Genomic DNA, 26,650 nt, shown 5'->3' with positions numbered 1-26,650 from the left:
AGACCCGCTACCTTGAATACCTGCTGCATTCCTCTCTTCATCTCAACTTCTCCTTCTCCACTTCGCGTTGGACAGGGATCTGTGCAATCCCTAGCAAAAAATACAGAACGCATTGGTTCGGTTTTTCGTTCCGTATCAGGTTTCCCCGGGATGGACCCGAGGGAAAATCATCCATGTTTCGCCAAAAAAGCTTCCAGCTCATCCAGTCTTGGCATACCGCCTTGGGCTCCGGCGCGAGTAACGGAAATTGCCCCGGCCGCGCAAGCCTTGCGAACCACGCTTTGCATTGACTCTCCCCAAAAGGCGGCCAGCGTGCCATTGAAAGTATCTCCTGCGCCCGTGGTGTCCACCGCCTGTACGGCGTAACCCGGCTGATGCAAAAGCTTGCCATCTGCATCGGCAAACCAGGCACCATCGCTGCCACGGGTAACGACAACCCGTCCAGCCATACGGCTGACGGTTTGCTGCCAATCATCTTCTTCTGTCGCGAAGATCAGGGACAACTCATGCTCATTGGGCGTGAGCAGGTGGATATGCGCGAGCAGGCTTGTCGGCAATGGCACGGCGGGGGCAGGATTGAGCAGAAAAGGTTTGCCATGTTTTGCTGCCATCTCAGCCGCGGCTTCAACTGTTGCGAGCGGGATTTCAAGCTGGCACAGAACGACATCCGTATCCGCGAAGGCAGCTTGTGCTGCAGTGATATCGTCGGAAGTCAACACGTGATTCGCGCCAGGCACAACAACGATCGAGTTCTCAGCCTGGCTCAGGGTGATTACGGCTACGCCCGTTGCAACACTCCTGACTGTACGGACATATCGTGTATCGATGCCTTCTGTACGCAAACCATTCAGCAATTCATGGCCGAAAGCGTCCTCGCCGACACAGCCGATCATGCTGACTTGGGCGCCAAGCCGGCTGGCTGCTACAGCCTGATTGGCACCTTTGCCACCATGGAAGGTTGAAAATTGCACGCCAGTCAGCGTTTCACCCGGGGCTGGCATTCGGGTGGTTTCCACAACCAGATCCATATTGATGCTGCCGACGACCAGAACCTTGTTCATAGCGTGTTCTTCTGCCTGTGCGATTTGAATGCGATTAACTAAAACGCGTTAGCTTGAGTGCAATCTAATCCCAAAAAAATGGTTTGTCCAGAAGAAATGTTGTTTTTGATTTTTTGCTACATTTCGTCGGAAGGTAGTGAAAAATATGCACCAGAATACTTGTGGCGAAAAAATTGGTGTACTAGCATAGGTAGCTAAACACGTTTTAGCTTTATTTGAGAGGTGAGGGGTATGGGCGCAAAGAAAATCGAAGGTATCGTTCCAGTCATGATTACGCCATTTGTGGAGTCGGGTGAGATTGACTACGCAGGGCTGGAGCGCTTGATCGAGTGGTATATCGCGAATGGTTCGGATGCGTTGTTTGCGGTGTGCCAATCGAGCGAGATGCAATTTCTGTCAATCAAGGAGCGTGAAGCGCTTGGCAAGTTCGTGGTCAAGCAGGCTGCTGGGCGCGTGCCGGTCGTGGTGTCCGGCCATATCAGCGATGACCCCTACAGCCAGCTCGAAGAGCTGACGGTGGCAGCCAATACCGGTGCTGACGGCGTGGTGTTGGTGACGAACCATCTTGATCCGAAGAATCGCGGTACTGACGTTTTTCTTGGCAACCTGCAATGGCTGCTGGATCGACTGCCCAAGGATATGCCGCTGGGCCTTTATGAATGCCCGGCACCGTATCGCCGTCTGCTCAGTGATGATGAGCTGCGCTTCTGTATCGATACCGAACGCTTTGTGTTGCTGAAGGATGTTTCGTGCGATCTGGAAACGGTGAAGCGTCGCGTCGCTTTGACGGCCGGTACCCCGTTTGCCATTCTGAATGCCAATGCGGCGATTGCCTGGGATGCGATGCAGGCGGGTTCGCGCGGGTTCAATGGCGTGTTTACCAATTTCCACCCGGACCTGTACAAGTGGCTGTACACAGAAGGTAACAAACATCCCGAGTTTGCAGCTGAGCTGGCCAATTTCCTGGTGTTGTCGGCGCTGGCCGAGCCGTTCGGCTATCCGGTACTGGCCAAGATGTACCATCAGCGTATTGGTACTTTCCAGTCGATCAAGAGCCGGACCATGGCTTTCGATGTGCGCGAACGTTTCTGGGCACTGGATGCGATTCTCGATCACGTTGTGCAAGGGGCGCAGGCCATGCGCGCACGGGTTGCTGCATTGAAATAATAAACAGAGGCTGCAATGAAAAACGGCGATCCCAGTGGATCGCCGTTTTTTGTGCTGCTTGCCAGATTACTTGAGTTGCTTGAGCAGGCCGTCAAGCAATTGCTGTTCAAGGGCCTGGTTGGCTTCAGTCTTGGGTTTCAGTGTCAGCAAGGTACGGTTGGTGTCCTGTTTCAGTTGTACCTGGTATTCGAGCTGTGCGGCTTTCTTTTCTTCTTCCTTCTTGCTGCTCCAGAAGGCCAGTCCTGCCAGGAAGCTTTCGCTCTTTTCCTTGCCGATATCGGTTTCGGCACGGCGAACAAAGTAGGTGCCTTGTGTACGGTCGCGGTCGGTGATGATGAAGCCGATACGTTCCAGTGCGAGGCCGGTGCGGCGCCAGGCGCGGTCATAAGTATCCTGGATGACAAGCACCTTGTTACTACCAGCCACTGTTGTCAGTTCCGCCTTGGTGAGCTGCTCGGCCGGGCTGCTGACCACGGCTTGTGCTGTTTGTTGATCCATGCCGAAATGCCGCAGCAGCAGCGAAATCATTTCTGCTTCAAGCTCGGGTTCGCTTGGGCGCGGAATCCAGATGGTGTCGGCAACAGCATCCTGATTGCGGAACTGGGTGCTGCCATCATCGCGATAGGCTTCGATCATGCCTTGGTGCGAAACAAAAATCTCGGTAGTGCCTTCTTCTGCACCGCGTTCAAGCCGGGTACGGAATTTGTCCAGTTCACCGGTGGAAGCCAGGCGGCGTGAAATCTTGCCCAGCATGCGGGTCAGCATGTCTTGTGGCAGCTTGGCGTGGTTTTCCAGCCAGTCGGTTTCCATAATGCCGCTGGTCGGGTTGTCGACGGTCAGAATGAAGCCGTTGGCAATCCAGAACTCGCGGATCTCCCCCCACAGTTTTTCAGGGTTGCCACGTACCACCAACCAGCGTTGACCGCCAGCGCTGACCAATTTGGCCTTGGCGTTGGTCGGCAAAACCTGCGAGGCGCTGCTGACTGCTGCAGGCGCGCTTTGGGCCAGTGCGGCGTTGGAGGGTACGGTGAAGGCGGGGTTGACCGACGGAGAGGAAAGGTCCGGCGGTACCTCCAGCGGGTTCTTGGACAGGTTGTCACTGCTTGAGCGGTAATCCACGCGGCGTTGCATAAGCAGTTCGTCTGTGGTGCAACCTGCAACCAGCAGGGCAAGGGCGATCGGTGCGAGTCTGAATGCTTTCATTGTTCCATGCATCGGTTGGTGGGTTGATCTGTGTTCGCTTGTTGTAAAAGGTTGGGGTGATCAGCACAGGCCTGCATGCTGCATGGCTTTCCTTACCCGTGGCTGGTTGGCGGTGGCCAGCCAGGTCAGTGGCAGTCTGATGCCTTTTTCGATCAGCCCGAGTTCTGCCATGGCCCACTTGACCGGAATCGGATTGGCTTCCACGAACAGGTCACGGTGCAGATGTTGCAGGCGATTATTGATGATGCGAGCTTCGCTGATGCGACCTTGGCGGGCCAGAACGCACATTTCGTGCATCATGCCGGGCGCCACATTTGCCGTGACCGAGATCGTGCCGTGGCCGCCCAAAAGGACGAAAGCCAAGGTGGTGGCGTCGTCGCCAGAGTAAAGCTGGAAATCTGTCGGTGCGCGGCTGATCAGGTCAACGGCGCGATCAAGATTGCCGGTTGCATCCTTGATGCCGACGATATTCGGAATCTCGGCCAGGTGGATCACCGTGTCGTTGGCCAAGTCGCAGCCGGTGCGCCCCGGTACGTTATAGAGAATGACCGGAATGTCGACCGCTTCGGCGATTGCCTTGAAATGCTGGTACAGGCCTTCCTGGGATGGCTTGTTGTAATACGGAACCACGGATAGCGCATAGTCGGCGCCGATGGCCTTGGCGCGTTCAGTCAGTTCAATCGCTTCGCGTGTGGAGTTGGCGCCCGTGCCGGCGATAACCGGGACACGACCTGCAGCCTGCTCAATCACGGTGCGAATGATCTCGAGATGCTCATCCACGCCAACAGTGGGGGATTCACCAGTGGTACCGACAGCCACGATGCCATCAGTTCCCTGATCGATGTGCCAGTCCACAAGTTTTTTCAGGCGTGCAAAATCCAGATCACCGTTATCAAACATGGGCGTGGCAATTGCGACAAGGCTACCGGTCAACATGGGTTGTCAATTCCATAGAAATAATCTGAGCACACGATTCTAACCGAAGCGCGCAGTGCGGGGAATGCAGCAGGATGGCAGAAAAAGTAAAAAAGGCAGCCGTAACAGGCTGCCTTGCCGGGAGGATATGGGTGAGCAATCAGGCAAGCAGGTGCTTGATTGCGTCGCGCTCTTCGCACAGTTCCTTGTAGCTGGCATCCATTTTTGCGCGGCTGAATTCGCTGATTGCCAGGTCTTTGATGATTTCGTATTTGCCACCCTTGCAGATGACCGGGTAACCAAAGATGACATCCGAATAGCCATATTCACCGTTGGCGGGAATGCCCATGGTGACCCAGTCGCCTTCCGGTGTTCCCAGTACCCAGTTGCGGATATGGTCGATTGCGGCATTGGCGGCCGATGCGGCCGATGACAGTCCGCGCGCCTTGATGATGGCGGCACCGCGCTGCTGAACGGTCGGGATGAAAGTAGATTCGAGCCAGGCCTGGTCATTGATCAGTGCTGCTGCGTTCTGGCCTTTGACTTCGGCGTGGAAGATGTCCGGATACTGGGTGGCGGAATGGTTGCCCCAGATGATCATTTTTTTTACATCAGTTACCGCCGTGCCGGTTTTCTGGGCGATCTGGGTCAGCGCGCGGTTGTGGTCGAGCCGCATCATGGCGGTGAAGTTGGCCGGATTCAGGTCCGGTGCATTCTTCATGGCGATGTAGGCATTGGTGTTGGCCGGGTTGCCAACCACCAGCACCTTCACATCGCGGCTGGCGACTTCATTGAGTGCCTTGCCTTGCGTGGTAAAGATCGCGCCATTGGCTTCGAGGAGATCCTTGCGTTCCATGCCGGGGCCGCGGGGGCGGGCACCGACCAGCAGGGCAATATCTGCATCCTTGAAGGCGATTTTGGGGTCGTCGGTCTGCACGATGCCGGCCAGCAGCGGGAAGGCGCAGTCGTCCAGTTCCATCACTACGCCGTTAAGTGCCGGCAATGACGGTGTAATGTCGAGTAGTTGCAGGATAACCGGCTGATCCGGGCCGAGCATGGCGCCGGAGGCAATACGGAACAAAAGGCTATAGCCAATCTGGCCGGCAGCACCGGTGACTGCTACGCGAACGGGTTTTTTCATATTTATCAGCTCCAGTGTTCGGACTTGAAGTCCATGGGCGCAAGCGAAGCTTGAGTGGGTTGGGCAGGGCGGTGTTCCCTGCGAAGAAAAGTCTAGCATCTTTGCGAAAAGATCGCATTTGGAATGCTAAGGGTTTTCCCGATGAAACGTATCTTTTGTCTTATATAAGACTGCTATAGACTGCTTCTCAATAACGTGGTAAAAATCACACCCATGACAAAGCTTGCTGCCCAACCTCTCTATCAACAGGTCCGCAAAGAAGTCCTTGCTGCCATCAAGGATGGCGAGTGGCTGGCTGATGAATCACTGCCAAGTGAGATGGAGCTTGCCAGGCGTTTCGGTGTTAGCCAGGGAACGGTGCGCAAGGCGCTCGATGCGCTCGTGGTCGAGGATGTTTTGTATCGCCGGCAGGGTGTGGGTACCTTTGTTGCGGGGGTGCGGGATGATCTGTTATGTGCCCGATTTGTTCCTCTGGCTGATCAGGATGGGGTAACGGCGCAGGTTGAGTTCATTTCATGCCTGCGCATGCATGCGGGCGAGGCTTTTGCTGACCTGCTTGGCTTGCGTCGCGGTTCGACGCTTTGGCAGGTGCGGCGCCTGCTGCGGGTCAAGGGGGATGTGGCGGGTCTGGAAGAAATGCTGTTGCCAGAATCGTTCTACCCGGAGCTGGAAACCCGCCGTATCCGGGAAATGAAAGGCAATCTGCGCGAACTGATCTGGCGCGATCACGGTGCTCGACTGGTGGATGATCCGGCGCGCTACCGGGCAGTGTCTGCCACTGTGGCGGAATCGCGAATGCTGATGGTCGAAATCAATGAACCGCTGTTGCAGTTATCCAGATTGTCGCGCGATTACGAAGGTCGGCCGCAATTGTGGAGCGTGGCCTGGATGAAAACCGACCGATTATCTTTCGAGCCGGCTATATAAGTTAGAAGACAGGGAAAAAATCCCAGTCTGATCCAATAATCAAAACTCGCGGCAAGACGAGTACTTTCACAACAACACGGAGAAAAATACGAATGCATCCAACCCGTCCCAAGCATCTGGCGCTCTGGCAGATCAGGCTGCCGCTGCCAGGCATTGTTTCCATCATGCACCGTGTCAGCGGCGCCGCCCTGTTTGCGGCAATCCCTTTCCTGCTCTACGCGCTGGAAGGCTCGCTCTCTTCCGCAGAACGCTATGAAGCATTCCGGGCCTGCATCGCCAATCCACTGGTAAAGCTGTTCCTGCTGGGCGTGCTGTGGGCCTTTCTGCACCATGCCTGTGCCGGTGTGCGTTATCTGTTGATGGATGTGCATGTGGGGGTTGATCTACCGGCCGCCCGCCTGAGCGCCAAGCTGGTACTTGTCGTGAGCCTGGCCCTGACTGCCCTGATTGGAGCGCTGACATGGTGAATCGACATCTGACTGGCGCGCATTATGGTTTGCGCGATTGGCTGGTGCAGCGACTGACTGCTGTGGTGATTCTGGTATTTGCTGTGGCGCTGGTGGCGTTCCTGCTGCTGGCAAGCGGTGCATCGTTCGATGGCTGGAAGGCGTTACTGGGCTCGACCTGGGTCAAGGTGCTGTTCACGGTATCGATGCTTGCGCTGCTGTGGCATGCCTGGATCGGCATGCGCGATATCTGGATGGATTACATCAAGCCAGCAGGTATTCGCGTTCTGATGCATACGCTGACGGTGCTCTGGCTTGTCGGTTCTCTGATTTACATGATCAAAGTCGTATGGGGTGCACAATGACTGTTCCTGTCCGTAAGTTCGATGCCGTGATCGTCGGCGCGGGCGGTGCTGGCTTGCGTGCCGCACTGCAGTTGTCTGAGGCAGGTCTCAAGACTGCCGTGATCTCCAAGGTTTTCCCCACCCGTTCCCACACCGTGGCGGCGCAGGGTGGCATTTCCGCTTCGCTTGGCAATGTGCAGGAAGACAAATGGGAATGGCACATGTACGACACCGTGAAGGGGTCGGACTGGCTGGGTGATCAGGATGCGATCGAGTTCATGTGCCGCCAGGCGCCGGAAGTCGTGGTCGAGCTCGAACACTTCGGCATGCCGTTCGACCGGCTGGAAAACGGCAAAATTTATCAGCGTCCGTTCGGTGGCCATATGGCCAACAATGGCAAGACCCCGGTCGAGCGCGCCTGTGCCGCGGCCGACCGTACCGGTCACGCCATGTTGCACACGCTTTACCAGCGCAATGTACGTGCGCAGACTCAATTCTTTGTCGAGTGGATGGCGCTTGACCTGATTCGCGATGCCGATGGTGATGTGGTGGGCGTGACTGCACTGGAAATGGAAACCGGCGAAGTCAACGTGCTGCATGCCAAGGCCGTACTGTTTGCCACCGGCGGGGCAGGGCGCATCTTCGCAGCTTCGACCAACGCCTTTATCAATACCGGTGATGGTCTGGGCATGTCGGTACGCGCCGGCATTCCGCTCGAAGACATGGAGTTCTGGCAGTTCCACCCGACAGGCGTAGCCGGCGCCGGGGTACTGATCACCGAGGGTGTGCGCGGCGAAGGCGGCATTCTGCTCAATGGCAACGGTGAACGTTTCATGGAGCGCTACGCCCCGAACGCCAAGGATCTGGCCAGTCGCGACGTAGTATCGCGTGCGATGGCGCTGGAAATCCTCGAAGGTCGCGGCTGCGGCAAGGACAAGGATCACGTACTGCTCAAGCTCGACCATATCGGCCCGGAAAAGATCATGAGCAAGCTGCCGGGCATTCGCGAAATTGCGATCAAGTTCGCTGGCGTCGATCCGATCAAGGATCCGATCCCGGTGGTGCCAACCTGCCATTACCAGATGGGCGGTATCCCCACCAACTACAAGGGCGAGGTTGTCGCGCCCAAGGATGGCAACCCCGAAGTGCGCGTGAACGGTTTCTATGCCGCTGGCGAATGTGCGTGCGCCTCGGTGCATGGCGCCAACCGCCTGGGCACCAACTCACTGCTTGATCTGGTTGTGTTCGGCAAGGCTGCCGGCAACAGCATGATCGATTTCATCAAGCACGAGCGCCCGACCCTCAAGCCTTTGCCGGCCAATGCTGCGGAGTTCTCGCTGGCGCGTCTGGCTCGCCTGGAAAACCAGACCGGTGGCGAGGAAGTGGCTGATGTGCGTGCCGATATGCAGAAATGCGTGCAGCTGCGTGCCGGCGTATTCCGCAACTCGGAAAACCTGGCCAAGGGTGTCGAAGAGATCAAGACGATTGCTGAGCGCGCTCGCCACACGCAGATCAAGGATAAATCCCGCGTATTCAATACCGCCCGTATCGAAGCGCTGGAACTCGACAACCTGATCGAAGTGGCCGTGGCCACGCTGGTCTGCGCCGAAGCGCGCAAGGAATCACGCGGTGCGCATGCCCACGATGATTTTCCGGATCGTCACGATGACGAGTGGATGAAGCACACACTCTATGATGGCAAGACCCGCCAGCTTTCCTACAAGCCGGTGCACAACACCCCGTTGTCTGTTGACTACATTGCGCCGCAGAAGCGCGTTTATTAAAACATCCGGAGAGACACGATGAAAATGCATTTCAAGATCTATCGCTTCAACCCGGATGTCGATCAGAAACCATACATGCAGGATTACCACGTCGAGCTCGAGCCCTCCGACAAGAAGTTGCTCGATGCGCTGGTGCGCCTGAAAATTGTGGATGACACCCTGACATTCCGCCGCTCCTGCCGTGAGGGTGTGTGCGGATCGGACGCGATGAACATCAATGGCAAGAACGGTCTGGCCTGTATTACCGATGTCGCCAGTCTGAAGCAGCCGGTGGAAATTCGTCCGCTGCCCGGCTTGCCGGTGATCCGCGACCTGATCGTCGACATGACGCAATTCTTCAAGCAATACCATTCGATCAAGCCGTATCTGGTCAACGAAGGCCCAAAACCGGATCGTGAACGCCTGCAAAGCCCGGAAGATCGCAAGGAACTCGACGGCCTGTACGAATGCATCCTGTGCGCGTGCTGTTCGACGTCGTGTCCGTCGTTCTGGTGGAACCCGGACAAGTTCGTCGGCCCGGCCGGCTTGCTTGCTGCCTACCGTTTCATTGCCGATACGCGCGATGAGGCCACGGCCGAGCGGCTCGATAACCTGGAAGATCCGTACCGCTTGTTCCGCTGCCACACGATCATGAATTGCGTTGATGTCTGTCCGAAGGAGCTCAACCCGACCAAGGCAATCGGCAAGATCAAGGATTTGATGGTCAAGCGTATTGTCTGATAAAAGGTAAACCTCATGGACGAAATTGAACTGAAACGGCTGGTCTGGCGTTCGCGCCGGGGGCTTCTGGAACTGGATCTGCAACTGGCCGGTTTCGTCCGCGATGTATTGCCCAAGCTGGCAGCACAAGAGCAGGAAATTTACCGTGATCTGCTGCTCGTATCCGATAACGACTTGCTTGACTACCTCAATGGCAAGGTCGCCTGTCCCGATGCAAGACTGGCGCCAATGATTGAACGTATCCGCGCGGCTCGACAAGCTGCTTGAATCGACTGGCTGAACACTGACAGCCATATCCTGGAGTCTGAAAATGGAAAGCAACCTCAAGGTGACCATGACCTACAACAATGGTCAGAGCACGATCGATCTGCCGGTTTTGCCGGGTACGATTGGTCCGAACGTGGTCGACATTCGTTCCTTTGGTCACACGGGCATGTTTACGTTTGACCCGGGCTTTCTGGCAACTGCGGCATGTGAATCGAAAATCACCTTTATCGATGGTGATCTGGGCCAGCTCTACTATCGCGGCTATCCGATCGAGCAACTGGCCGAGGAATCCGATTACCTCGAAACCTGTTACCTGCTGATCTATGGCGAATTGCCGAACCCGGCCGAGAAAGAAGAGTTCGTGCGCATCGTTACGCGCCACACCATGGTGCATGAGCAGTTGTCGCGCTTCTTCAACGGCTTCCGCCGCGATGCACACCCGATGGCAATGATGGTGGGCGTAACCGGTGCCCTGTCCGCGTTCTATCAGGACAGCATGGATTACACCAAGGAAAACGATCGTGCGGTGGCTGCCTATCGCCTGATCTCCAAGATTCCGACCATTGCGGCAATGTGCTACCGCTACAGCCATGGCCTGCCGTTCATGTTCCCGAAGAATCACCTGTCCTACAGCGCCAATTTCCTGCACATGATGTTTGCAACACCGTGCGAGGAATATGTGCCTAACCCGGTACTGGTGCGTGCGCTGGATCGCATCCTGATTCTGCATGCCGATCACGAACAGAATGCGTCCACCTCGACCGTGCGCCTGGCAGGCTCATCCGGAGCAAACCCGTTTGCCTGCGTGGCGGCAGGTATTGCGTGTCTGTGGGGACCGGCACATGGCGGCGCCAATGAAGCCGTGCTGAAGATGCTTGATGAAATCGGTTCGGTTGATCATGTGCCCGCATTCATGGAAGGCGTGAAAAACAAGACCCACAAGCTGATGGGCTTCGGCCATCGTGTTTACAAAAACATGGACCCGCGCGCTTCCATCATGCGCACCACCTGTTACGAGGTGCTGAACGAGCTTGGCCTGGGTGATGATCCGAAGTTCAAGCTTGCCATGGCATTGGAAAAGATTGCGCTGGAAGATCCGTACTTCATCGAGCGCAAGCTCTACCCGAACGTCGATTTCTATTCCGGCATCGTGCTCTCGGCGCTCGGGATCCCGGTGTCGATGTTCACCGCCATCTTTGCCATGGCGCGCACGGTAGGCTGGATCAGCCACTGGCATGAAATGATTTCCGATCCAGGCCTGAAGATTGGTCGCCCGCGTCAGCTCTATACCGGGGCACAACGGCGCGATTATGTGCCGCTGGATCAACGAAGCTGAGCCAAAGCCGGATCGCCGGTGCAGCCGGCGATCCCATAACGAATACCCGATATAAAAACGGGGCTGGAGATACAAGGAGCTGCGACGGCGATGATGAAAGACCTCGAAATCAACTCTTACCTGTTTGGTGGCAATGCCCCGTTCGTGGAAGAGCTCTACGAACAATACCTGACCGATCCGGCTCTGGTTGCGCAGGAATGGCGCGATTACTTCGACAAGCTGCAACAGTCGACCATGAGTATCGGTCGCGATATTCCGCGTGCGCCAATCGAAGCTTCCTTCCGTGAACTGGCCAAGCAACCGCGTGCCACGCCGCAACGCAGCGAGGCACCGGATTCCACCCGCAAACAGATCAATCTGCTGCGCCTGATTTCCGCTTACCGCGTTCTGGGTAGCCGTCAATCCACGCTCGATCCCTTGCAGCGCATGGATCATACGCATATCCCGGAACTGGATCCGGCGACTCATGGCTTTTCCGATGCCGATATGGCCGTGCTGTTCGGTACCAACATCACCGGGATGGAACAGGCCACGCTGGCCAAGGTGCTGGGTTTTCTCAAGCAGACCTATTGCGGCAACATCGGCATCGAATACATGCACATTACCCATTCCGAGCAACGGAAGTGGGTGCAGGACTGGTTCGAGAGCCGTTGTTCCACGCCGGATTTTCCGGCAGAACGCAAGTTGCGCATCCTCAAGCAAGTCACCGCTGCGGAAACGCTTGAGCAGTATCTGCACAAAAAATATGTCGGCCAGAAGCGCTTCTCGCTCGAAGGCGGCGATTCGCTGATTCCGGCCGTGGATTGGCTGGTGCATGCTTCGGCCGAACAGGGCTTGCAGGAACTGGTGATCGGCATGGCCCACCGCGGGCGCCTGAACATGCTGGTCAACATTCTGGGCAAGCAGCCACGGGATCTGTTCAGCGAATTCGAGGGGCGAGCCAATACGCAGCTTTCGTCGGGCGATGTGAAATATCACATGGGTTTCTCATCCGATATCGCGACCGACAATGGTCCGATCCACCTGAATCTTGCGTTCAATCCATCGCATCTGGAAATCGTCAATCCGGTGGTGGAGGGCTCCACCCGCGCCCGCCAGCAGCGTCGTGGCGATAGGCAGGGCGATGAAGTGATGGCCGTGCTGATCCACGGTGATGCCGCCTTTATCGGTCTGGGCACCAATCAGGGCACGTTCAACCTGTCGCAAACGCGCGGTTATCGTACCGGCGGCACCCTGCATATCGTGATCAACAACCAGATCGGCTTTACCACGTCCGATTTGCGCGATGCGCGTTCCACCATCTACAGCACCGATATCGCCAAGATGATCGAAGCGCCGATCTTCCACGTGAATGGCGATGATCCGGAAGCGGTTTGTCTGGTGGTGCAGGCTGCTCTCGAATTCCGCATGAAATTCCGCAAGGATGTGGTGGTGGATCTGGTGTGTTTCCGTCGCCACGGTCACAACGAGGCCGACGATCCGTTCGTTACCCAGCCGATGATGTACAAGAAGATCGCGGCACATCCAGGCGTGCGTCGCAAATATGCGGACCGACTGGTGGCAGAAGGCATCGTGACTGGTGAGGAGGCCGACGGATTGATCGATGCGTACCGTGCAGCACTGGATCGCGGCGAGCATGTCGAGCAGACGACATTGACTGAATACCGCCGCATGTTTGCAGTCGATTTCACCCGCTTCATGGGCACGCACTGGCGCCATCCGGCCAATACCGCCGTGCCGCAGGCTGATCTGATCCGCCTGGCTGACAAGTTCACCCGCGCGCCTGAAGGTTTCAAGTTGCGCAGCACTGTCGAAAAGGTTGTGGCCGATCGCTGCGAGATGGTGCGGGGCAATCTGCCGGTAGACTGGGGCATGGCCGAACATCTGGCTTATGCCACCTTGTTGACCGAAGGTTATCCGGTGCGTATCTCGGGCGAGGATGCCGGCCGTGGCACGTTCACGCACCGCCACGCCGTACTGCACGATCAGAACCGCGAAAAATGGGATCAGGGTGCGTTTGTTCCATTGCAGCACCTGTCGGATAACCAGGCCAACTTCCTGGTGATCGATTCGATCCTGAACGAAGAAGCCGTGCTGGCATTCGAATATGGCTATGCCACGTCGGCACCGGATGAAATGGTGATCTGGGAAGCGCAATTCGGCGATTTTGCCAATGGCGCGCAGGTGGTGATCGATCAGTTCATCACCTCGGGCGAAACCAAGTGGGGCCGTCTGTGCGGGCTGGTGATGATGCTGCCGCACGGTTATGACGGCCAGGGACCGGAGCATTCTTCCGCCCGCGTCGAGCGCTATCTGCAAATGTGTGCCGAGCACAACATCCAGGTGGTGATGCTCTCGGAAGCCGCGCAGATGTTCCACGTACTGCGCCGCCAGATGCTGCGACCGGTGCGCAAGCCGCTTGTGATCATCATGAGCAAGAAGCTGCTGCGCTACAAGGATTCGATGAGTCCGATCGATCAGTTCACCAAGGGCGGTTTCCGTAGCGTGATCGGCGATGCAGTCGATCTGGATGCCCGCAAGGTGAAGCGCGTGATCGTGTGTTCCGGTCAGGTGTATTACGACCTGGCCAATGCCCGCAAGGAGCGTGACATCAAGGAAATCGCCATCGTGCGCCTGGAGCAGCTCTATCCGTTCCCGACCGACGAGTTGAAGGCCGAGCTGGATAAATACAGCAATGCACGCGAATTGATGTGGGTTCAGGAAGAACCGCGCAACCAGGGGGCCTGGAACCAGATCTGGCACCGCCTGCAAAGCCTGCTTCAGCCGCGCCAGACACTGCTCTATGCGGGTCGTCCATCATCGGCCTCGCCGGCAGTGGGCTACATGAGCAAACACAATGCACAACTCAAGGCTTTCCTTGATGAAGCCATGAACATCTGACCGGGAACTGCAGACTCCCGAAACTACCAAGCATAACTGGAGAGAGCCTCATGATTATCGAAGTGAAAGTGCCGCAGTTGCCCGAATCCGTTGCCGAGGCCACTTTGCTTGCCTGGAAGAAGCAGGTAGGCGAAGCCGTGGCGCGGGATGAAAATCTGATCGATATCGAAACCGACAAAGTGGTACTGGAAATTCCCGCCCCGCAGGCCGGCGTACTGGTTTCCATCGCCCGCCATCAGGGTGATACGGTGAAAAGCCTGGAATTGATCGCCACGATCGATACCAATGCCACGGCCTCCGCACCGGCCAAGGCTGCCCAGGAAAGCACAACGGCACCAGCCGCCAAGGAAGTCGATGCCATGCCGGCAGCCATGAAGCTGGCAGCGGAAACCGGCGTCAAGCTCGAAGACGTGCAGGGCAGCGGACGCGGTGGCCGGGTACTCAAGGAAGATGTCGCTGCGCATGCTGCCAAGGTTGCTGCTGCGGTTGTTCCACAAGCACCGGCTTCCGTGCCGATGCCGGCGGCTCCGCCCGCGGTTGCACCGCTGCAATCTACGACTGGCGATCGTCCGGAACAACGCGTGCCGATGAGCCGGTTGCGCATGCGCGTGGCGGAACGCCTGCTGCAGTCGCAATCCGAAAATGCCATGTTGACCACGTTCAACGAAGTCAACATGAAGCCGGTCACCGATCTGCGCAACAAGTACCGCGAGCGTTTCGAGAAGGAACACGGCGTGCGTCTGGGCTTCATGTCCTTCTTCGTGAAGGCGGTCGTGCATGCGCTGCGCAAGTATCCGGTGGTGAATGCCTCGATCGATGGCAGCGATATTGTCTACCACGGCTACTACGACATCGGCGTGGCAGTAGGCAGCCCGCGTGGTCTGGTCGTTCCGATCATCCGCAATGCCGATCTGCTGAGCTTGGCCGATATCGAGAAGCAGATCGCCGATTTCGGCAAGCGCGCGCAGGCTGGCAAGCTGACGGTGGAAGAACTCACCGGCGGTACTTACACGATTTCCAACGGCGGTGCCTTCGGCTCGATGATGTCCACCCCGATCATCAACCCGCCGCAAGCAGCCATTCTGGGCATGCACGGCATCAAGGACCGCGTGGTGGTGGAAGACGGCGAAATCGTGATTCGTCCGATGATGTACCTGGCGCAATCGTACGATCACCGCCTGATCGACGGGCGCGAAGCCGTGCTCTCGCTGGTGGCGATCAAGGAAGCCATCGAAGACCCGTCCCGACTGATTCTGGATCTGTAATGAAGTGAGGAGTGAGGAGCAAGACGTGAGGTGTACCACGTCTTGCTCCGGCTCCTGATTGCTTGAATGGGAGGTCAGTCGGGTTAACCCCCTCACACCTGACTCCTCACACCTCACAGGAATATAAACATGCCTCAACAATTCGATGTAGTGGTGATCGGTGCAGGTCCTGGCGGTTATGTGGCCGCGATTCGCGCTGCGCAGCTTGGTCTTAGCACGGCATGCGTGGATGAATTCAAGAATAAGGATGGGCAACCCAGTCTTGGCGGTACTTGCCTGAATGTTGGCTGTATTCCCTCCAAGGCTTTGCTGGAATCGTCGGAAAACTACGAGCGGGTCGAACACAAATTCGCCGCGCATGGTATTTCCGTTTCTGGCCTGAAATTCGATGTTGGCCAGATGCTCAATCGCAAGAACGAGATCGTGAGCAAGCTCACTCAGGGTATCTCCTACCTGTTCAAGAAAAACAAGGTCACCAGCTTGTTTGGCCACGGCAAGATTCTGCGCCGCGAAAACGATCTGTGGCAGGTCGAAGTCAGCAATGGCGAAAAGACGGAAGTCGTCCAGACCCGCCACGTGATTCTGGCAACCGGTTCCAAGCCGCGCCAGCTCCCCGATACCCCGACCGACAACAAGCTGATCCTCGATAACGAAGGTGCACTGGAAATCCAGGAAATCCCGAAACGCCTGGGCGTGATCGGTGCCGGCGTGATCGGTCTGGAGATGGGTTCTGTCTGGAAGCGTCTGGGTTCGGAAGTCACCCTGCTCGAAGCTGCACCCGGCTTCCTGCTCGCTGCCGACGAAGCGGTGGCGCGTGAAGCCAACCGCATCTTTACCCGCGATCTGGGGCTGAACATCAATACCAGCGTTACGCTCAAATCAGTGAAGCCGGGCCGCAAGGATGTCAAGGTGGTGTGGGCAGATTCTGAAGGCAAGGAAACCACCTCGACGTTTGACAAGCTGATTGTCTGCGTGGGCCGTAAACCGAATGTGGAAGGGCTGTTGGCCGATGGTCTGGAATTGCGCATGACCGAGCGCGGTTTTGTAGAAACCAATGCCTTCAACCAAACCAGCCTGCCCAATATCTGGGCGGTGGGTGATGTGGCCCCGGGGCCGATGCTGGCGCACAAGGCCAGCGAAGAAGGCGTGGCGGTGGCTGAGCGGATTGCCGGTCAGCAGCCGCATCTCGATTTCGAATGCATCCCCTGGATCATCTACACCAGCCCGGAAATTGCCTGGGTGGGCAAGACCGAACAGGCACTCAAGGCGGAAGGCATTGCCTACAAGAAGGGCCAGTTCCCGTTCAGCCCGAACGGACGCGCGCTGGGTCTCGGCGAAGTCGGCGGTTTCGTGAAGATGCTGGCGTGCGCCAAGACCGATCGCATTCTGGGTGTGCACATCATCGGTCCGTTCGCGAGTGAATTGATCGCCGAAGCTGTGGTCGCCATGGAATTCAAGGCCTCCAGCGAGGATATCGCCCGCATCATCCACGCGCATCCGTCGCTTTCCGAGGCCATGCACGAAGCGGCGCTGGGTTGCGAGAAGCGCGGTTTGCATAGTTGAAGCAGTGAACAAGTGAACGGGTGAAGCAGTGAACAGGTGAGGAGCAGATTTTGTATGCTCGTTCATGCCTTCATGTTTCACCCGATTTTGACGATTTTCCAAAGCAGGAAATTTAAACATGAATCTGCACGAGTATCAGGCCAAGGAACTGCTGGCCAAGTATGGTTTGCCGGTACAGCAGGGCGTACTGGCCAAGACTCCCGAAGAAGCTGCTGCGGCTTTCGATCAACTGGGCGGCAAGTTCGCCGTGATCAAGGCGCAGGTCCATGCCGGTGGTCGCGGCAAGGCCGGCGGCGTGAAAGTGGTGAAAAGCCGCGAAGAAGCCGCCGAGATCACCAAGGGTCTGATCGGCAAGAATCTGGTGACCTACCAGACCGATGCCAATGGTCAGCCGGTGAATTCGGTGCTGGTGTGCGAAGACATGTATCCGGTGCAGCGCGAACTCTACCTCGGCGCCGTGGTGGATCGCTCCAGCCGTCGCGTGACCTTCATGGCCTCGACCGAAGGTGGTGTCGAGATCGAAGAAGTGGCCCACAAGACGCCGGAAAAGATCCTGAAGGTGACGGTTGATCCGCTCGTTGGCCTGCTGCCGTTCCAGGCGCGTGACGTGGCTTTTGCTCTGGGCCTTTCCGGCGACCAGATCGGCCAGTTCACCAAGCTGATGACAGGCGCCTACAAGGCTTTCGTCGAGAATGACTTTGCCCTGTTCGAAATCAACCCGCTGGCGATTCGTGGCGATGGCTCGCTGGCTTGCGTCGATGCCAAGGTCGGCATCGATTCCAACGCCCTGTTCCGCCTGCCGCACCTCTCCGCAATCCGCGACAAGAGCCAGGAAAACGAACGTGAATTGGCAGCCTCCGAGCACGAACTCAACTACGTGGCGCTGGAAGGCAATATCGGCTGCATGGTGAACGGCGCCGGGCTGGCAATGGCCACCATGGACATCATCAAGCTCAAGGGCGGCCAGCCGGCCAACTTCCTCGATGTGGGCGGTGGTGCCACCAAGGAGCGCGTGATCGAGGCATTCAAGCTGATCCTGGCCGATCCATCGGTCAAGGGCGTGCTGATCAACATCTTTGGCGGCATCGTCCGCTGCGACATGATCGCCGAAGCCATTATCGCCGCCGTGAAGGAAGTGCACGTGACCGTGCCGGTGGTAGTGCGTCTGGAAGGCAACAATGCCGAGCTGGGTGCGAAGATTCTGGATGAATCTGGCCTGAAGCTGACTTCGGCACAGGGCCTGAATGATGCGGCCGAGAAAATTGTCGCCGCTGTTGCGGCTCAGTGAGGAGTGAGGTGTTAGGCGTGAGGTGTAAAACCTTCGCCTCCCGAACTTTTCACATGAAAGGATAAATGTGGTGCGGCGCAAAGGGTTAAGGGTTTACACCTCACCCCTTCCGCCTCGCCCCTCACAAAGGGTTCAAAAATGAGCGTTCTCGTCAACAAAGATACCAAGATCCTGGTGCAGGGCTTCACCGGCAAGAATGGTACTTTCCACGCCGAACAGGCACTCAAGTGCGGCACCCAGGTGGTCGGCGGTGTTACCCCGGGCAAGGGTGGCAGCCAGCATCTGGGTCTGCCGGTGTTCAACACCATGAAGGATGCCGTGCGCGAAACCGGCGCCGATGCATCCGTGATCTATGTACCGGCACCGTTCGCCAAGGATTCGATCATCGAAGCCGTTGATTCCGGTGTGAAACTGGTAGTGTGCATTACCGAAGGCGTGCCGACACTCGACATGCTGCAGGTGAAGCGTTATGTCGAATCTTCCGGCGCGCGCCTGATCGGCCCGAACTGCCCCGGTATCATCACGCCGGGCGAATGCAAGATCGGCATCATGCCGTGGCATATCCACCTGCCGGGCAAGATCGGCATCGTCAGTCGTTCCGGTACGCTGACCTATGAAGCCGTGGCACAAACCACGGTGCTGGGTCTGGGCCAATCGACCTGTATCGGCATTGGCGGTGATCCGATTCCGGGCACCAGTCACATCGATGCTCTGAAGCTGTTCCAGGACGATCCTGGTACCGAAGCCATCATCATGATCGGTGAAATCGGCGGTTCGGCCGAGGAAGAAGCTGCAGAATTCGCCAAGCAATACGTCACCAAGCCGATCGTTGGTTACATCGCAGGCGTGACCGCACCGAAGGGCAAGCGCATGGGCCATGCTGGCGCGATCATCTCCGGTGGCAAGGGCACGGCGGAGGAAAAATTCCAGGCCTTCGAGAAGGCAGGCATTGCCTATACCCGCAACCCGGCGGAGCTCGGCAAGACGATGATGGAGTTGCTGAAGTCGAAGGGTCTGCGGTAATCCATGGCATGGCGGGTAGGTGCTGTAACCCGCCGATTGCTCGATGGAACGTCGGGTTACGACGCCAGGCGTCTAACCCGACCTATATGTGATCGGTTGGCATACAGGCTTTCCCGAATGCAGCCCCTCGCGCATAATCGCGCGGTTTTTACTTGATGAAGGTGCGGTAATGGTTCCGGCAGAACTGAAACAACTGGCGCAGGAATTGGCACAAGCCAGCAGCGATATCATTCGCGGCTATTATCGCAGTGGCCTGGCGATTGACGATAAAACGGACGCAAGCCCGGTGACACAGGCCGACCGCGAAGCGGAGCAGGTGATGCGCAAGCTGATAGCCGAGCGGCGTCCGCTGGATGGCATCATCGGTGAAGAGTTCGGCCGCGAAAACGAAGATGCCGAGTGGACCTGGGTGCTCGATCCGGTGGATGGTACCAAGGCATTCATCACCGGGCGGCCGCTGTTTGTCACCCTGATTGGCCTGCTGCATTTCGGCAAGCCCGTGCTGGGCGTGATCAACCAGCCGATTACCGGCGATTGCTGGCTTGGCGTGGTGGGTGAGGGTACGACGCTCAATGGCAAGCCTGCGCACGTTTCGCAGATCATTGATCTTGGCCGTGCACGCATTGGCTCGACCGGGCCGCAGTATTACACCGCTGACGGGTTGGCCGCCTTCAATGATCTGGCCGCGCAATGTCGCTTTGCCGTGTGGGGCGGGGATGGCTATCAGTTTGGTTTGCTGGCTTCGGGCGGTATGGATATCGCCGTCGAATCCGGGATCAAGTTGCATGATTTCGCTGCACTTGCGCCAGTAGTGCTCGGCGCCGGTGGGGTCATGACCGATTGGCAAGGCCAGCCGCTTGATAAAGGCAGCGGTGGCGATGTGATCGCTGCAGCCACTCCGCAGTTGCATGATGCTGCACTGGTTTTCTTGAATAAGGTCTGAAATGAAGCCGCTGATTTCCGTAACTGAACTGGCCGGCCTGATCGACGAGCCGGATCTGGTCATTGTCGATTGTCGCCATCAACTGGCCGACACAAAGTGGGGCAGAGCGGCATACGGTGTCGGACATCTGCCTGATGCGGTATTCCTGCATCTTGATGATGATCTGTCGGGGCGGATGACGGGCAATAATGGTCGCCACCCCTTGCCCGATCCGCAAGCGCTCGCGCGAAAACTGGAACAGATCGGCATTCATAACGGCACGCGGGTAATTGCCTATGATGATCCCGCCCAGAGCGTGCCAGGTGCGGCGCGGCTGTGGTGGCTATTGGGCTGGTTGGGCCACGCTAGCGTGCAGGTGCTTGATGGCGGCTATTCCGCCTGGGTCGCTGCGGGTTTGCCGATCAAGACGGATGTACCTCCATCGCTGCCCGCCAAGTTCCATGTCAATTTGCAGGCTGATCGGGTGGTTAGCGCTGAACAAGTATTGGGCAATCTGAAAACCCAAGAATTTTTGCTGGTCGATGCCCGGAGTCCGGAACGGTTTCGGGGCATCGGTGAAACGCTGGATCCTGTTGGTGGTCATATCCCTCAGGCCACCAACCGATTTTTCCAGCATAACCTGGATAAAGGCCTGTTCAAGCCGGCAGCGTTACTGCGCAATGACTGGGCTTCTATCCTGAATGACTGGCCGGTGAACCGCGTGGTTCACCTGTGCGGTTCCGGTGTGACTGCCTGCCATAACCTGCTGGCTCTTGCCAGTGCAGGAATGCCGGGTGGTCGGCTCTATGCCGGTTCCTGGAGTGAATGGTGCGCGAATCCGGCCCGCCCGGTTTCGTGTGACTGAATTTTGTATCCCTGATTTGAAAAGGTTGCAACCATGCTTGAAGCCTACCGCCAACATGTTGCCGAGCGCGCTGCGCTGGGTATTCCCCCACTGCCGCTGACCGCGCAGCAAACCGCCGCTCTGGTTGATCTGCTGAAGGCCCCGCCCAAGGGCGAAGAAGCGCTGCTGGTTGAACTGATCACCCACCGCGTGCCGCCGGGCGTGGACGATGCCGCCAAGGTCAAGGCTGCCTTTCTGGCTGCCGTGGCTGCCGGCAAGGATTCCTCACCGCTGATTTCACGTGCCAAGGCGGTCGAATTATTGGGCACCATGGTCGGTGGTTTCAACATCAAGCCAATGATCGACGTGCTGGACGATGCCGAGGTCGGCGCGATTGCCGCTGCGGGTTTGTCGAAAACCCTGCTGATGTTCGATTACTTCCACGATGTGAAGGCGCTGGCTGACAAGGGCAGCGCAAACGCCAAGCAAGTGCTGCAATCCTGGGCCGATGCCGAGTGGTTCACCAGCCGTCCCGAAGTGGCAGAAAAGATCACTGTCACCGTATTCAAGGTGCCGGGTGAGACGAATACTGATGATCTCTCCCCCGCGCCCGATGCCTGGAGCCGGCCGGACATTCCGCTGCACTACCTGGCCATGCTGAAAAACAAGCGCGCCGATGCGGTGTTCGTGCCGGAAGAAGACGGCAAGCGTGGCCCGATCCAGTTCATCGAAGACCTCAAGAAAAAAGGCCATCTGGTCGCGTATGTGGGCGATGTGGTCGGCACCGGTTCCAGTCGTAAATCCGCCACCAACAGCGTGATCTGGGCGACTGGCGAAGATATTCCATTCGTGCCGAACAAGCGTTTCGGCGGTGTGTGCCTGGGCGGCAAGATCGCGCCGATCTTCTTCAATACGCAGGAAGATTCCGGTGCATTGCCGATCGAAGTCGATGTAACCAAGCTCGAAATGGGTGATGTGATCGACATCTACCCCTATGCCGGCAAGATCGAAAAGGCTGGTCAGGTCGTGGCCGAGTTCAAGGTCAAGTCGGATGTGATCTTTGATGAAGTGCGTGCCGGTGGCCGCATCAACCTGATCATCGGTCGCGGCCTCACCGCCAAGGCGCGCGAAGCGCTGGGCCTGCCGGCTTCGACTCTGTTCCGCCTGCCGCACAACCCGGCCGATTCCGGCCGTGGCTTCTCGCTGGCGCAAAAGATGGTCGGTCGCGCCTGTGGCTTGCCGGAAGGGCAGGGCGTTCGCCCTGGCACTTACTGCGAGCCGAAGATGACTTCGGTGGGCTCGCAAGATACCACCGGCCCGATGACGCGCGACGAGTTGAAAGACTTGGCGTGCCTCGGTTTCTCGGCCGATCTGGTGATGCAATCGTTCTGCCACACTGCCGCGTACCCGAAACCGGTCGATGTGAAAATGCACCACGAACTGCCGGAATTCATCCGCAATCGTGGCGGGGTTTCGCTGCGCCCGGGCGATGGCGTGATCCATTCCTGGCTTAACCGCATGCTGATGCCCGATACCGTTGGCACCGGCGGTGACAGCCATACTCGTTTCCCGATCGGTATCAGCTTCCCGGCGGGTTCCGGCCTCGTGGCCTTTGCCGCCGCCACAGGCGTGATGCCGCTCGATATGCCGGAATCCGTCTTGGTGCGTTTCAAGGGCGAAATGCAACCGGGCGTAACACTGCGCGATCTGGTCAACGCAATTCCGCTCTATGGCATCAAGCAAGGTTTGCTGACCGTGGCCAAGGCTGGCAAGGTCAACGCTTTCTCCGGCCGTATCCTGGAAATCGAAGGTCTGCCGCAACTGAAAGTCGAACAGGCGTTTGAATTGTCTGACGCATCGGCCGAGCGTTCTGCTGCCGGATGTACGGTGCGCCTTGATAAAGAGCCGATCATCGAATATCTCAACTCCAACATCACGCTGCTCAAGTGGATGATCGCGGAAGGCTACGGTGACGCACGTACACTGGAACGCCGCATCAAGGCGATGCAGGACTGGATCGCCAAGCCGGAACTGCTGCAGCCTGATGCCGATGCCGAATATGCCGCAGTCATTGAAATTGACCTGGCCGACATCAAGGAGCCGATCGTGGCCTGCCCGAATGATCCGGACGACGTGAAGTTCCTGTCCGAAGTGGCCGGCGCCAAGATCGACGAAGTGTTCATTGGTTCGTGCATGACCAATATCGGCCATTTCCGTGCCGCATCCAAGCTGCTTGAAGGCAAGCGTGATCTGCCTTCCAAGCTGTGGATCGCCCCGCCGACCAAGATGGACGCCAAGCAGTTGACCGAAGAAGGCCACTACGGCGTGTTCGGTATGGCCGGCGCGCGTACTGAAATGCCGGGCTGCTCGCTGTGCATGGGCAACCAGGCACAGGTGCGTGAAGGCGCAACCGTGATGTCGACCTCCACTCGCAACTTCCCGAACCGCTTGGGCAAGAACACCAACGTCTATCTCGGCTCGGCCGAACTGGCTGCAGTCTGCTCCAAGCTCGGTCGCATCCCGACCGTGGAAGAGTATCTGGCCGATATGGGTGTGCTGAACGCCAAGGCTGGCGAAGTCTACAAGTATCTGAACTTCGACCAGATTGCGGATTATCAGGCGGTGAAGTGATTTTCTGATGTAGCAAATGAAGACAGCCCGGTTTTTGCCGGGCTGTTTTGTGTTTGACCGTCATTCCGGTGGAAACCGGAATCCAGTCTTGTAGGTTGGTGCTGAGCAAAGCGAAGCCCAACAGATGATGTGCGCCAAGAATCAGTAAATGTTGGGCTTCACAAGCTCAGCCCAACGACCTCATCACGATAGCGAGTTGATCGCGTTCAGTTCATGGAATGCCTGTTCCAGACGGGCAATCATGGATTCCTGGCCCTTGCGTAGCCAGATGCGCGGGTCGTAGTACTTCTTGTTCGGGCTGTCCGGGCCTTCCGGGTTGCCCAACTGGCCTTGCAGGTAGCCTTCTTTCGCCTTGTAGTAATTCAGGATGCCTTCCCAGGTCGCCCACTGCGTGTCGGTGTCGATGTTCATCTTGATGACGCCGTAGGATACGGACTCTTCGATTTCTTGAGCCGTGGAACCCGAACCGCCGTGGAATACGAAGTTCAGGGGTTTGGGCGGCAGGCCGAACTTTTCGGACACGTATTTCTGGGAGTTATCGAGGATCTTCGGGGTCAGCTTGACGTTACCAGGCTTGTACACGCCGTGCACGTTGCCGAAGGAGGCTGCAATCGTGAAACGCGGGCTGATCTTGATCAGGTGCTCGTAGGCATAGGCCACGTCTTCCGGCTGGGTGTACAACGCGGATTGATCCATGCCGGAGTTGTCGACGCCGTCTTCTTCACCACCCGTGCAGCCCAGTTCGAGTTCCAGCGTCATCCCCATCCTGGCCATGCGTTCAAGATACTTGCAGCAGATTTCGACGTTTTCTTCCAGAGGCTCTTCGGAGAGGTCCAGCATATGGGAGGAGAAGAGCGGCTTGCCGGTTTCGGCGAAGTGCTTTTCACCTGCGTCCAGCAGGCCGTCGATCCAGGGCAGCAACTTCTTCGCTGCGTGGTCGGTGTGGAGGATGACGGGCACGCCATAGGCCTCGGCCACGGCGTGAACGTGCCTGGCGCCGGAGATCGCGCCGATGATGGCGGCTTGCTGGCCTTCAAGCTTCAGACCCTTGCCGGCGAAGAATTGTGCCCCCCCGTTGGAAAACTGGATGACCACCGCAGACTTGACCTTGGCAGCGGCTTCGATCACTGCGTTGATCGAATCGGTACCGATGACATTCACTGCCGGCAGCGCGAATTTGTTGGCTTTGGCGATTTCAAAAATCTTTTGAACATCTTCGCCAGTGACAACACCAGGTTTCACAGCATCAAAAATCTTGGTCATTTCATGCTCCTGTTTTGATGAATCGGCACTTGTTCAGGATGCCGGGAAGTTGCTGCGAACTTGTTCACGATCTGTCGCGAGAGGCCGTTAGCAGGGTAAAGAGCAGCACAAAAACCGGAATGTACAAGTAGTACATGAGGATTTTGAGCAGCGCATGAGCCCTGATCACGGCCTCGCAGCAAGATGGTGAGCACGTTCTGAAAAACTGCTGAATTTCTACGCCCCTGCCTGTATCCGGCTGGAACCGCGCACGATCAGGCTGCCGGCCAGTTCGACCACGCGCACCGGTCGTTCCGGGCTTTCCAGACGTTGCAACAGCAATTCCATGGCGGTACGGCCGATTTCGTAGGTCGGTTGGGCGATCACGGTCAGGCCTGGATCGACCAGCGAAGTCCACGGGTCATCATCAAAACCGACCAGGGCGATGTCATTCGGGATTTTCAGCCCGGCGGCGCGAATGGCCTGCAGTGTGCCCAGCAGGAATAGCCCGTTGCTGACCAGCAGTGCCTCGGGTCGATTGGGTTCGGCCAGCCAGTGCTCGATTTTTTGCTGGGCGGCTGCTGCCGTTGGCGTAAGCAGCTGGCTTTCGCCGGTCAGTCCATGCTGCTGCAAGACCTGATGGAAGCTTTCGCACCGGGCCAGGCCCGTGCCGCTGGCCGAGCCGAAGATGCCGCCGATGCGGCGATAACCCTGTGCGACCAGATGATCGACCAACGTATGGGTTGCCACCCGGTTGTCGAGCACCACGGCATCTACCGCACTCGGCACGACCGGCCTATCAATCATCACCACCGGAAAAGGGTAGGCCGCCACATCGAACTGCTGCGCAGTACCCAATGTGGGCGAGAAGATCACCCCGCATACGTTTTCCTCTTCCATCAGGCCCAGATACAGCGCTTCCTTTTTAGGGTCTTCATCCGAGTTGCACAGCATCACGCGCATGCCTTGCTGGTAGGCGATGTCCTCGACTGCGCGGCTGATATTGGTAAAAAACGGGTTGCGCACGTCGGAGACGATCAGGCCGATGGTTTGGGTGCGGCTGGAACGTAGACGGCGCGCGGCCAGATTGGGCCGATAACCGAGCTTGGCTACGGTTTCAAGCACCCTGTTGCGCAATTCCTTGCCTACCGGGCCGCTACTGGAGAGTACTCGGGAAACCGTAGCGGTAGAGACACCTGCTACGAGTGCGACATCCTTGATTCTAGCCATTCTCGCTCCCATTAATGAAAACGATTACATTTGTTTTCTGATGCAGTGCAGTGCTTGTTTCAGATAAATATACCCCAACACCTTGGTTTAACAACATAAATTTCACTGTTTTTTATTGAGCTTGCCGATCGGCGGCAATTTTCATTTACTTGTTGACATAAAAAATGTAAACGATTACAAATAAAGTAGTCGAGAAAAGGAGGTACTACATGAGCGCATCCCTACATCCCATCGCCCAGCTTGCTGCTTCTTCCGCCAGCAAGGAGGCTGCGATCCGTCAAGCTGGTCAGTTGCTGCTCGATGCGGGCTGCATCGAGAGCGGTTACGTGGATAGTTTTTTCGCTCGCGAGGCGATGGCCGACACCTACCTTGGCAGCGGGGTAGCGATACCGCACGGCATGGTGCAGGACCGGTCGCTGGTGCGTAAGAC

At 57.4% G+C, this 26,650-nt stretch carries 23 protein-coding genes; 17 read left to right on the top strand and 6 right to left on the bottom strand.

Going from position 1 to position 26,650, the window contains the following annotated elements:
• Window positions 1-167: 167 nt before the first annotated feature.
• Window positions 168-1,061 (bottom strand): ribokinase, encoded by an 894-nt coding sequence (gene rbsK, locus AC0KVQ_RS14285; protein WP_473421845.1) that lies wholly within the window; start codon window positions 1,059-1,061, stop codon window positions 168-170.
• Window positions 1,062-1,292: 231 nt separating this feature from the next.
• On the opposite strand from rbsK, the gene AC0KVQ_RS14280 reads away from it, so the two are divergent.
• Entirely contained in the window at window positions 1,293-2,228 is a 936-nt protein-coding gene (locus AC0KVQ_RS14280; protein ID WP_473421844.1) for a dihydrodipicolinate synthase family protein, read from the top strand.
• Window positions 2,229-2,294: 66 nt separating this feature from the next.
• On the opposite strand, the gene bamC is transcribed toward AC0KVQ_RS14280, so the two are convergent.
• From bamC to AC0KVQ_RS14265, 3 genes are all read right to left on the bottom strand, one after another.
• On the bottom strand, window positions 2,295-3,431 hold the full coding sequence (gene bamC / locus AC0KVQ_RS14275) for an outer membrane protein assembly factor BamC (RefSeq protein WP_473421843.1): 1,137 nt from the start codon (window positions 3,429-3,431) through the stop codon (window positions 2,295-2,297).
• A 60-nt stretch (window positions 3,432-3,491) separates the two neighbouring features.
• Complete coding sequence (gene dapA, locus AC0KVQ_RS14270) at window positions 3,492-4,367, bottom strand: 4-hydroxy-tetrahydrodipicolinate synthase (RefSeq protein ID WP_473421842.1); 876 nt, start codon at window positions 4,365-4,367, stop codon at window positions 3,492-3,494.
• A gap of 139 nt (window positions 4,368-4,506) precedes the next feature.
• Window positions 4,507-5,487: a malate dehydrogenase gene (locus tag AC0KVQ_RS14265; RefSeq protein ID WP_473421841.1), complete on the bottom strand. Its 981-nt coding sequence runs from the start codon at window positions 5,485-5,487 to the stop codon at window positions 4,507-4,509.
• Window positions 5,488-5,700: 213 nt separating this feature from the next.
• Here AC0KVQ_RS14265 and AC0KVQ_RS14260 point away from each other — a divergent pair, with 213 nt between their 5' ends.
• The 15 genes from AC0KVQ_RS14260 to acnB all read left to right on the top strand — a co-directional run bounded on the left by AC0KVQ_RS14260 (window position 5,701) and on the right by acnB (window position 23,748).
• Window positions 5,701-6,414, top strand: a complete 714-nt coding sequence (locus tag AC0KVQ_RS14260) for a GntR family transcriptional regulator (RefSeq protein ID WP_473421840.1) — start codon at window positions 5,701-5,703, stop codon at window positions 6,412-6,414.
• Window positions 6,415-6,506: 92 nt separating this feature from the next.
• Window positions 6,507-6,881 (top strand): succinate dehydrogenase, cytochrome b556 subunit, encoded by a 375-nt coding sequence (gene sdhC / locus AC0KVQ_RS14255; protein WP_473421839.1) that lies wholly within the window; start codon window positions 6,507-6,509, stop codon window positions 6,879-6,881.
• Window positions 6,875-7,225, top strand: a complete 351-nt coding sequence (sdhD, locus tag AC0KVQ_RS14250) for a succinate dehydrogenase, hydrophobic membrane anchor protein (RefSeq protein WP_473421838.1) — start codon at window positions 6,875-6,877, stop codon at window positions 7,223-7,225. Before sdhC ends, sdhD begins: the two co-directional genes overlap by 7 nt.
• Window positions 7,222-8,988, top strand: coding sequence for a succinate dehydrogenase flavoprotein subunit (gene sdhA / locus AC0KVQ_RS14245; RefSeq protein WP_473421837.1), 1,767 nt, complete (start codon window positions 7,222-7,224; stop codon window positions 8,986-8,988). The genes sdhD and sdhA overlap by 4 nt, the downstream gene beginning before the upstream one ends.
• Before the next feature lie 18 nt (window positions 8,989-9,006).
• Entirely contained in the window at window positions 9,007-9,708 is a 702-nt protein-coding gene (locus AC0KVQ_RS14240) for a succinate dehydrogenase iron-sulfur subunit (RefSeq protein ID WP_473421836.1), read from the top strand.
• 15 nt (window positions 9,709-9,723) lie between these two features.
• Window positions 9,724-9,975 carry an FAD assembly factor SdhE gene (locus AC0KVQ_RS14235; RefSeq protein WP_473421835.1) on the top strand — a complete coding sequence of 84 codons (252 nt, stop codon included), beginning with the start codon at window positions 9,724-9,726 and terminating at the stop codon, window positions 9,973-9,975.
• Between the two features lie 43 nt (window positions 9,976-10,018).
• Entirely contained in the window at window positions 10,019-11,311 is a 1,293-nt protein-coding gene (gene gltA / locus AC0KVQ_RS14230; protein WP_473421834.1) for a citrate synthase, read from the top strand.
• A 90-nt stretch (window positions 11,312-11,401) separates the two neighbouring features.
• Window positions 11,402-14,212, top strand: a complete 2,811-nt coding sequence (locus AC0KVQ_RS14225; protein ID WP_473421833.1) for a 2-oxoglutarate dehydrogenase E1 component — start codon at window positions 11,402-11,404, stop codon at window positions 14,210-14,212.
• 50 nt (window positions 14,213-14,262) lie between these two features.
• On the top strand, window positions 14,263-15,477 hold the full coding sequence (odhB, locus tag AC0KVQ_RS14220; RefSeq protein WP_473421832.1) for a 2-oxoglutarate dehydrogenase complex dihydrolipoyllysine-residue succinyltransferase: 1,215 nt from the start codon (window positions 14,263-14,265) through the stop codon (window positions 15,475-15,477).
• Window positions 15,478-15,606: 129 nt separating this feature from the next.
• On the top strand, window positions 15,607-17,040 hold the full coding sequence (gene lpdA, locus AC0KVQ_RS14215; RefSeq protein ID WP_473421831.1) for a dihydrolipoyl dehydrogenase: 1,434 nt from the start codon (window positions 15,607-15,609) through the stop codon (window positions 17,038-17,040).
• 118 nt (window positions 17,041-17,158) lie between these two features.
• On the top strand, window positions 17,159-18,328 hold the full coding sequence (sucC, locus tag AC0KVQ_RS14210) for an ADP-forming succinate--CoA ligase subunit beta (RefSeq protein ID WP_473421830.1): 1,170 nt from the start codon (window positions 17,159-17,161) through the stop codon (window positions 18,326-18,328).
• Window positions 18,329-18,466: 138 nt separating this feature from the next.
• Window positions 18,467-19,351: a succinate--CoA ligase subunit alpha gene (gene sucD / locus AC0KVQ_RS14205; RefSeq protein ID WP_473421829.1), complete on the top strand. Its 885-nt coding sequence runs from the start codon at window positions 18,467-18,469 to the stop codon at window positions 19,349-19,351.
• Window positions 19,352-19,520: 169 nt separating this feature from the next.
• Window positions 19,521-20,294, top strand: coding sequence for a histidinol-phosphatase (hisN, locus tag AC0KVQ_RS14200; protein ID WP_473421828.1), 774 nt, complete (start codon window positions 19,521-19,523; stop codon window positions 20,292-20,294).
• Between the two features lies 1 nt (window position 20,295).
• Complete coding sequence (locus AC0KVQ_RS14195; protein WP_473421827.1) at window positions 20,296-21,138, top strand: sulfurtransferase; 843 nt, start codon at window positions 20,296-20,298, stop codon at window positions 21,136-21,138.
• 33 nt (window positions 21,139-21,171) lie between these two features.
• Window positions 21,172-23,748, top strand: a complete 2,577-nt coding sequence (gene acnB / locus AC0KVQ_RS14190) for a bifunctional aconitate hydratase 2/2-methylisocitrate dehydratase (protein ID WP_473421826.1) — start codon at window positions 21,172-21,174, stop codon at window positions 23,746-23,748.
• Between the two features lie 183 nt (window positions 23,749-23,931).
• Here acnB and fbaA read toward each other — a convergent pair whose 3' ends face one another.
• Both fbaA and AC0KVQ_RS14180 read right to left on the bottom strand, forming a co-directional pair.
• On the bottom strand, window positions 23,932-25,011 hold the full coding sequence (fbaA, locus tag AC0KVQ_RS14185) for a class II fructose-bisphosphate aldolase (protein ID WP_473421825.1): 1,080 nt from the start codon (window positions 25,009-25,011) through the stop codon (window positions 23,932-23,934).
• 216 nt (window positions 25,012-25,227) lie between these two features.
• Entirely contained in the window at window positions 25,228-26,220 is a 993-nt protein-coding gene (locus AC0KVQ_RS14180; RefSeq protein WP_473421824.1) for a LacI family DNA-binding transcriptional regulator, read from the bottom strand.
• A 209-nt stretch (window positions 26,221-26,429) separates the two neighbouring features.
• On the opposite strand from AC0KVQ_RS14180, the gene AC0KVQ_RS14175 reads away from it, so the two are divergent.
• On the top strand, window positions 26,430-26,650 hold a 221-nt coding region (locus tag AC0KVQ_RS14175), incomplete at its 3' end, for a PTS mannitol transporter subunit IIA (protein WP_473421823.1).

The organism is Formivibrio sp. oc-25 (genome assembly GCF_055810895.1).
Note: the sequence above shows the minus strand (reverse complement) of the source record. Positions and strands in the feature narration are given on the sequence as shown.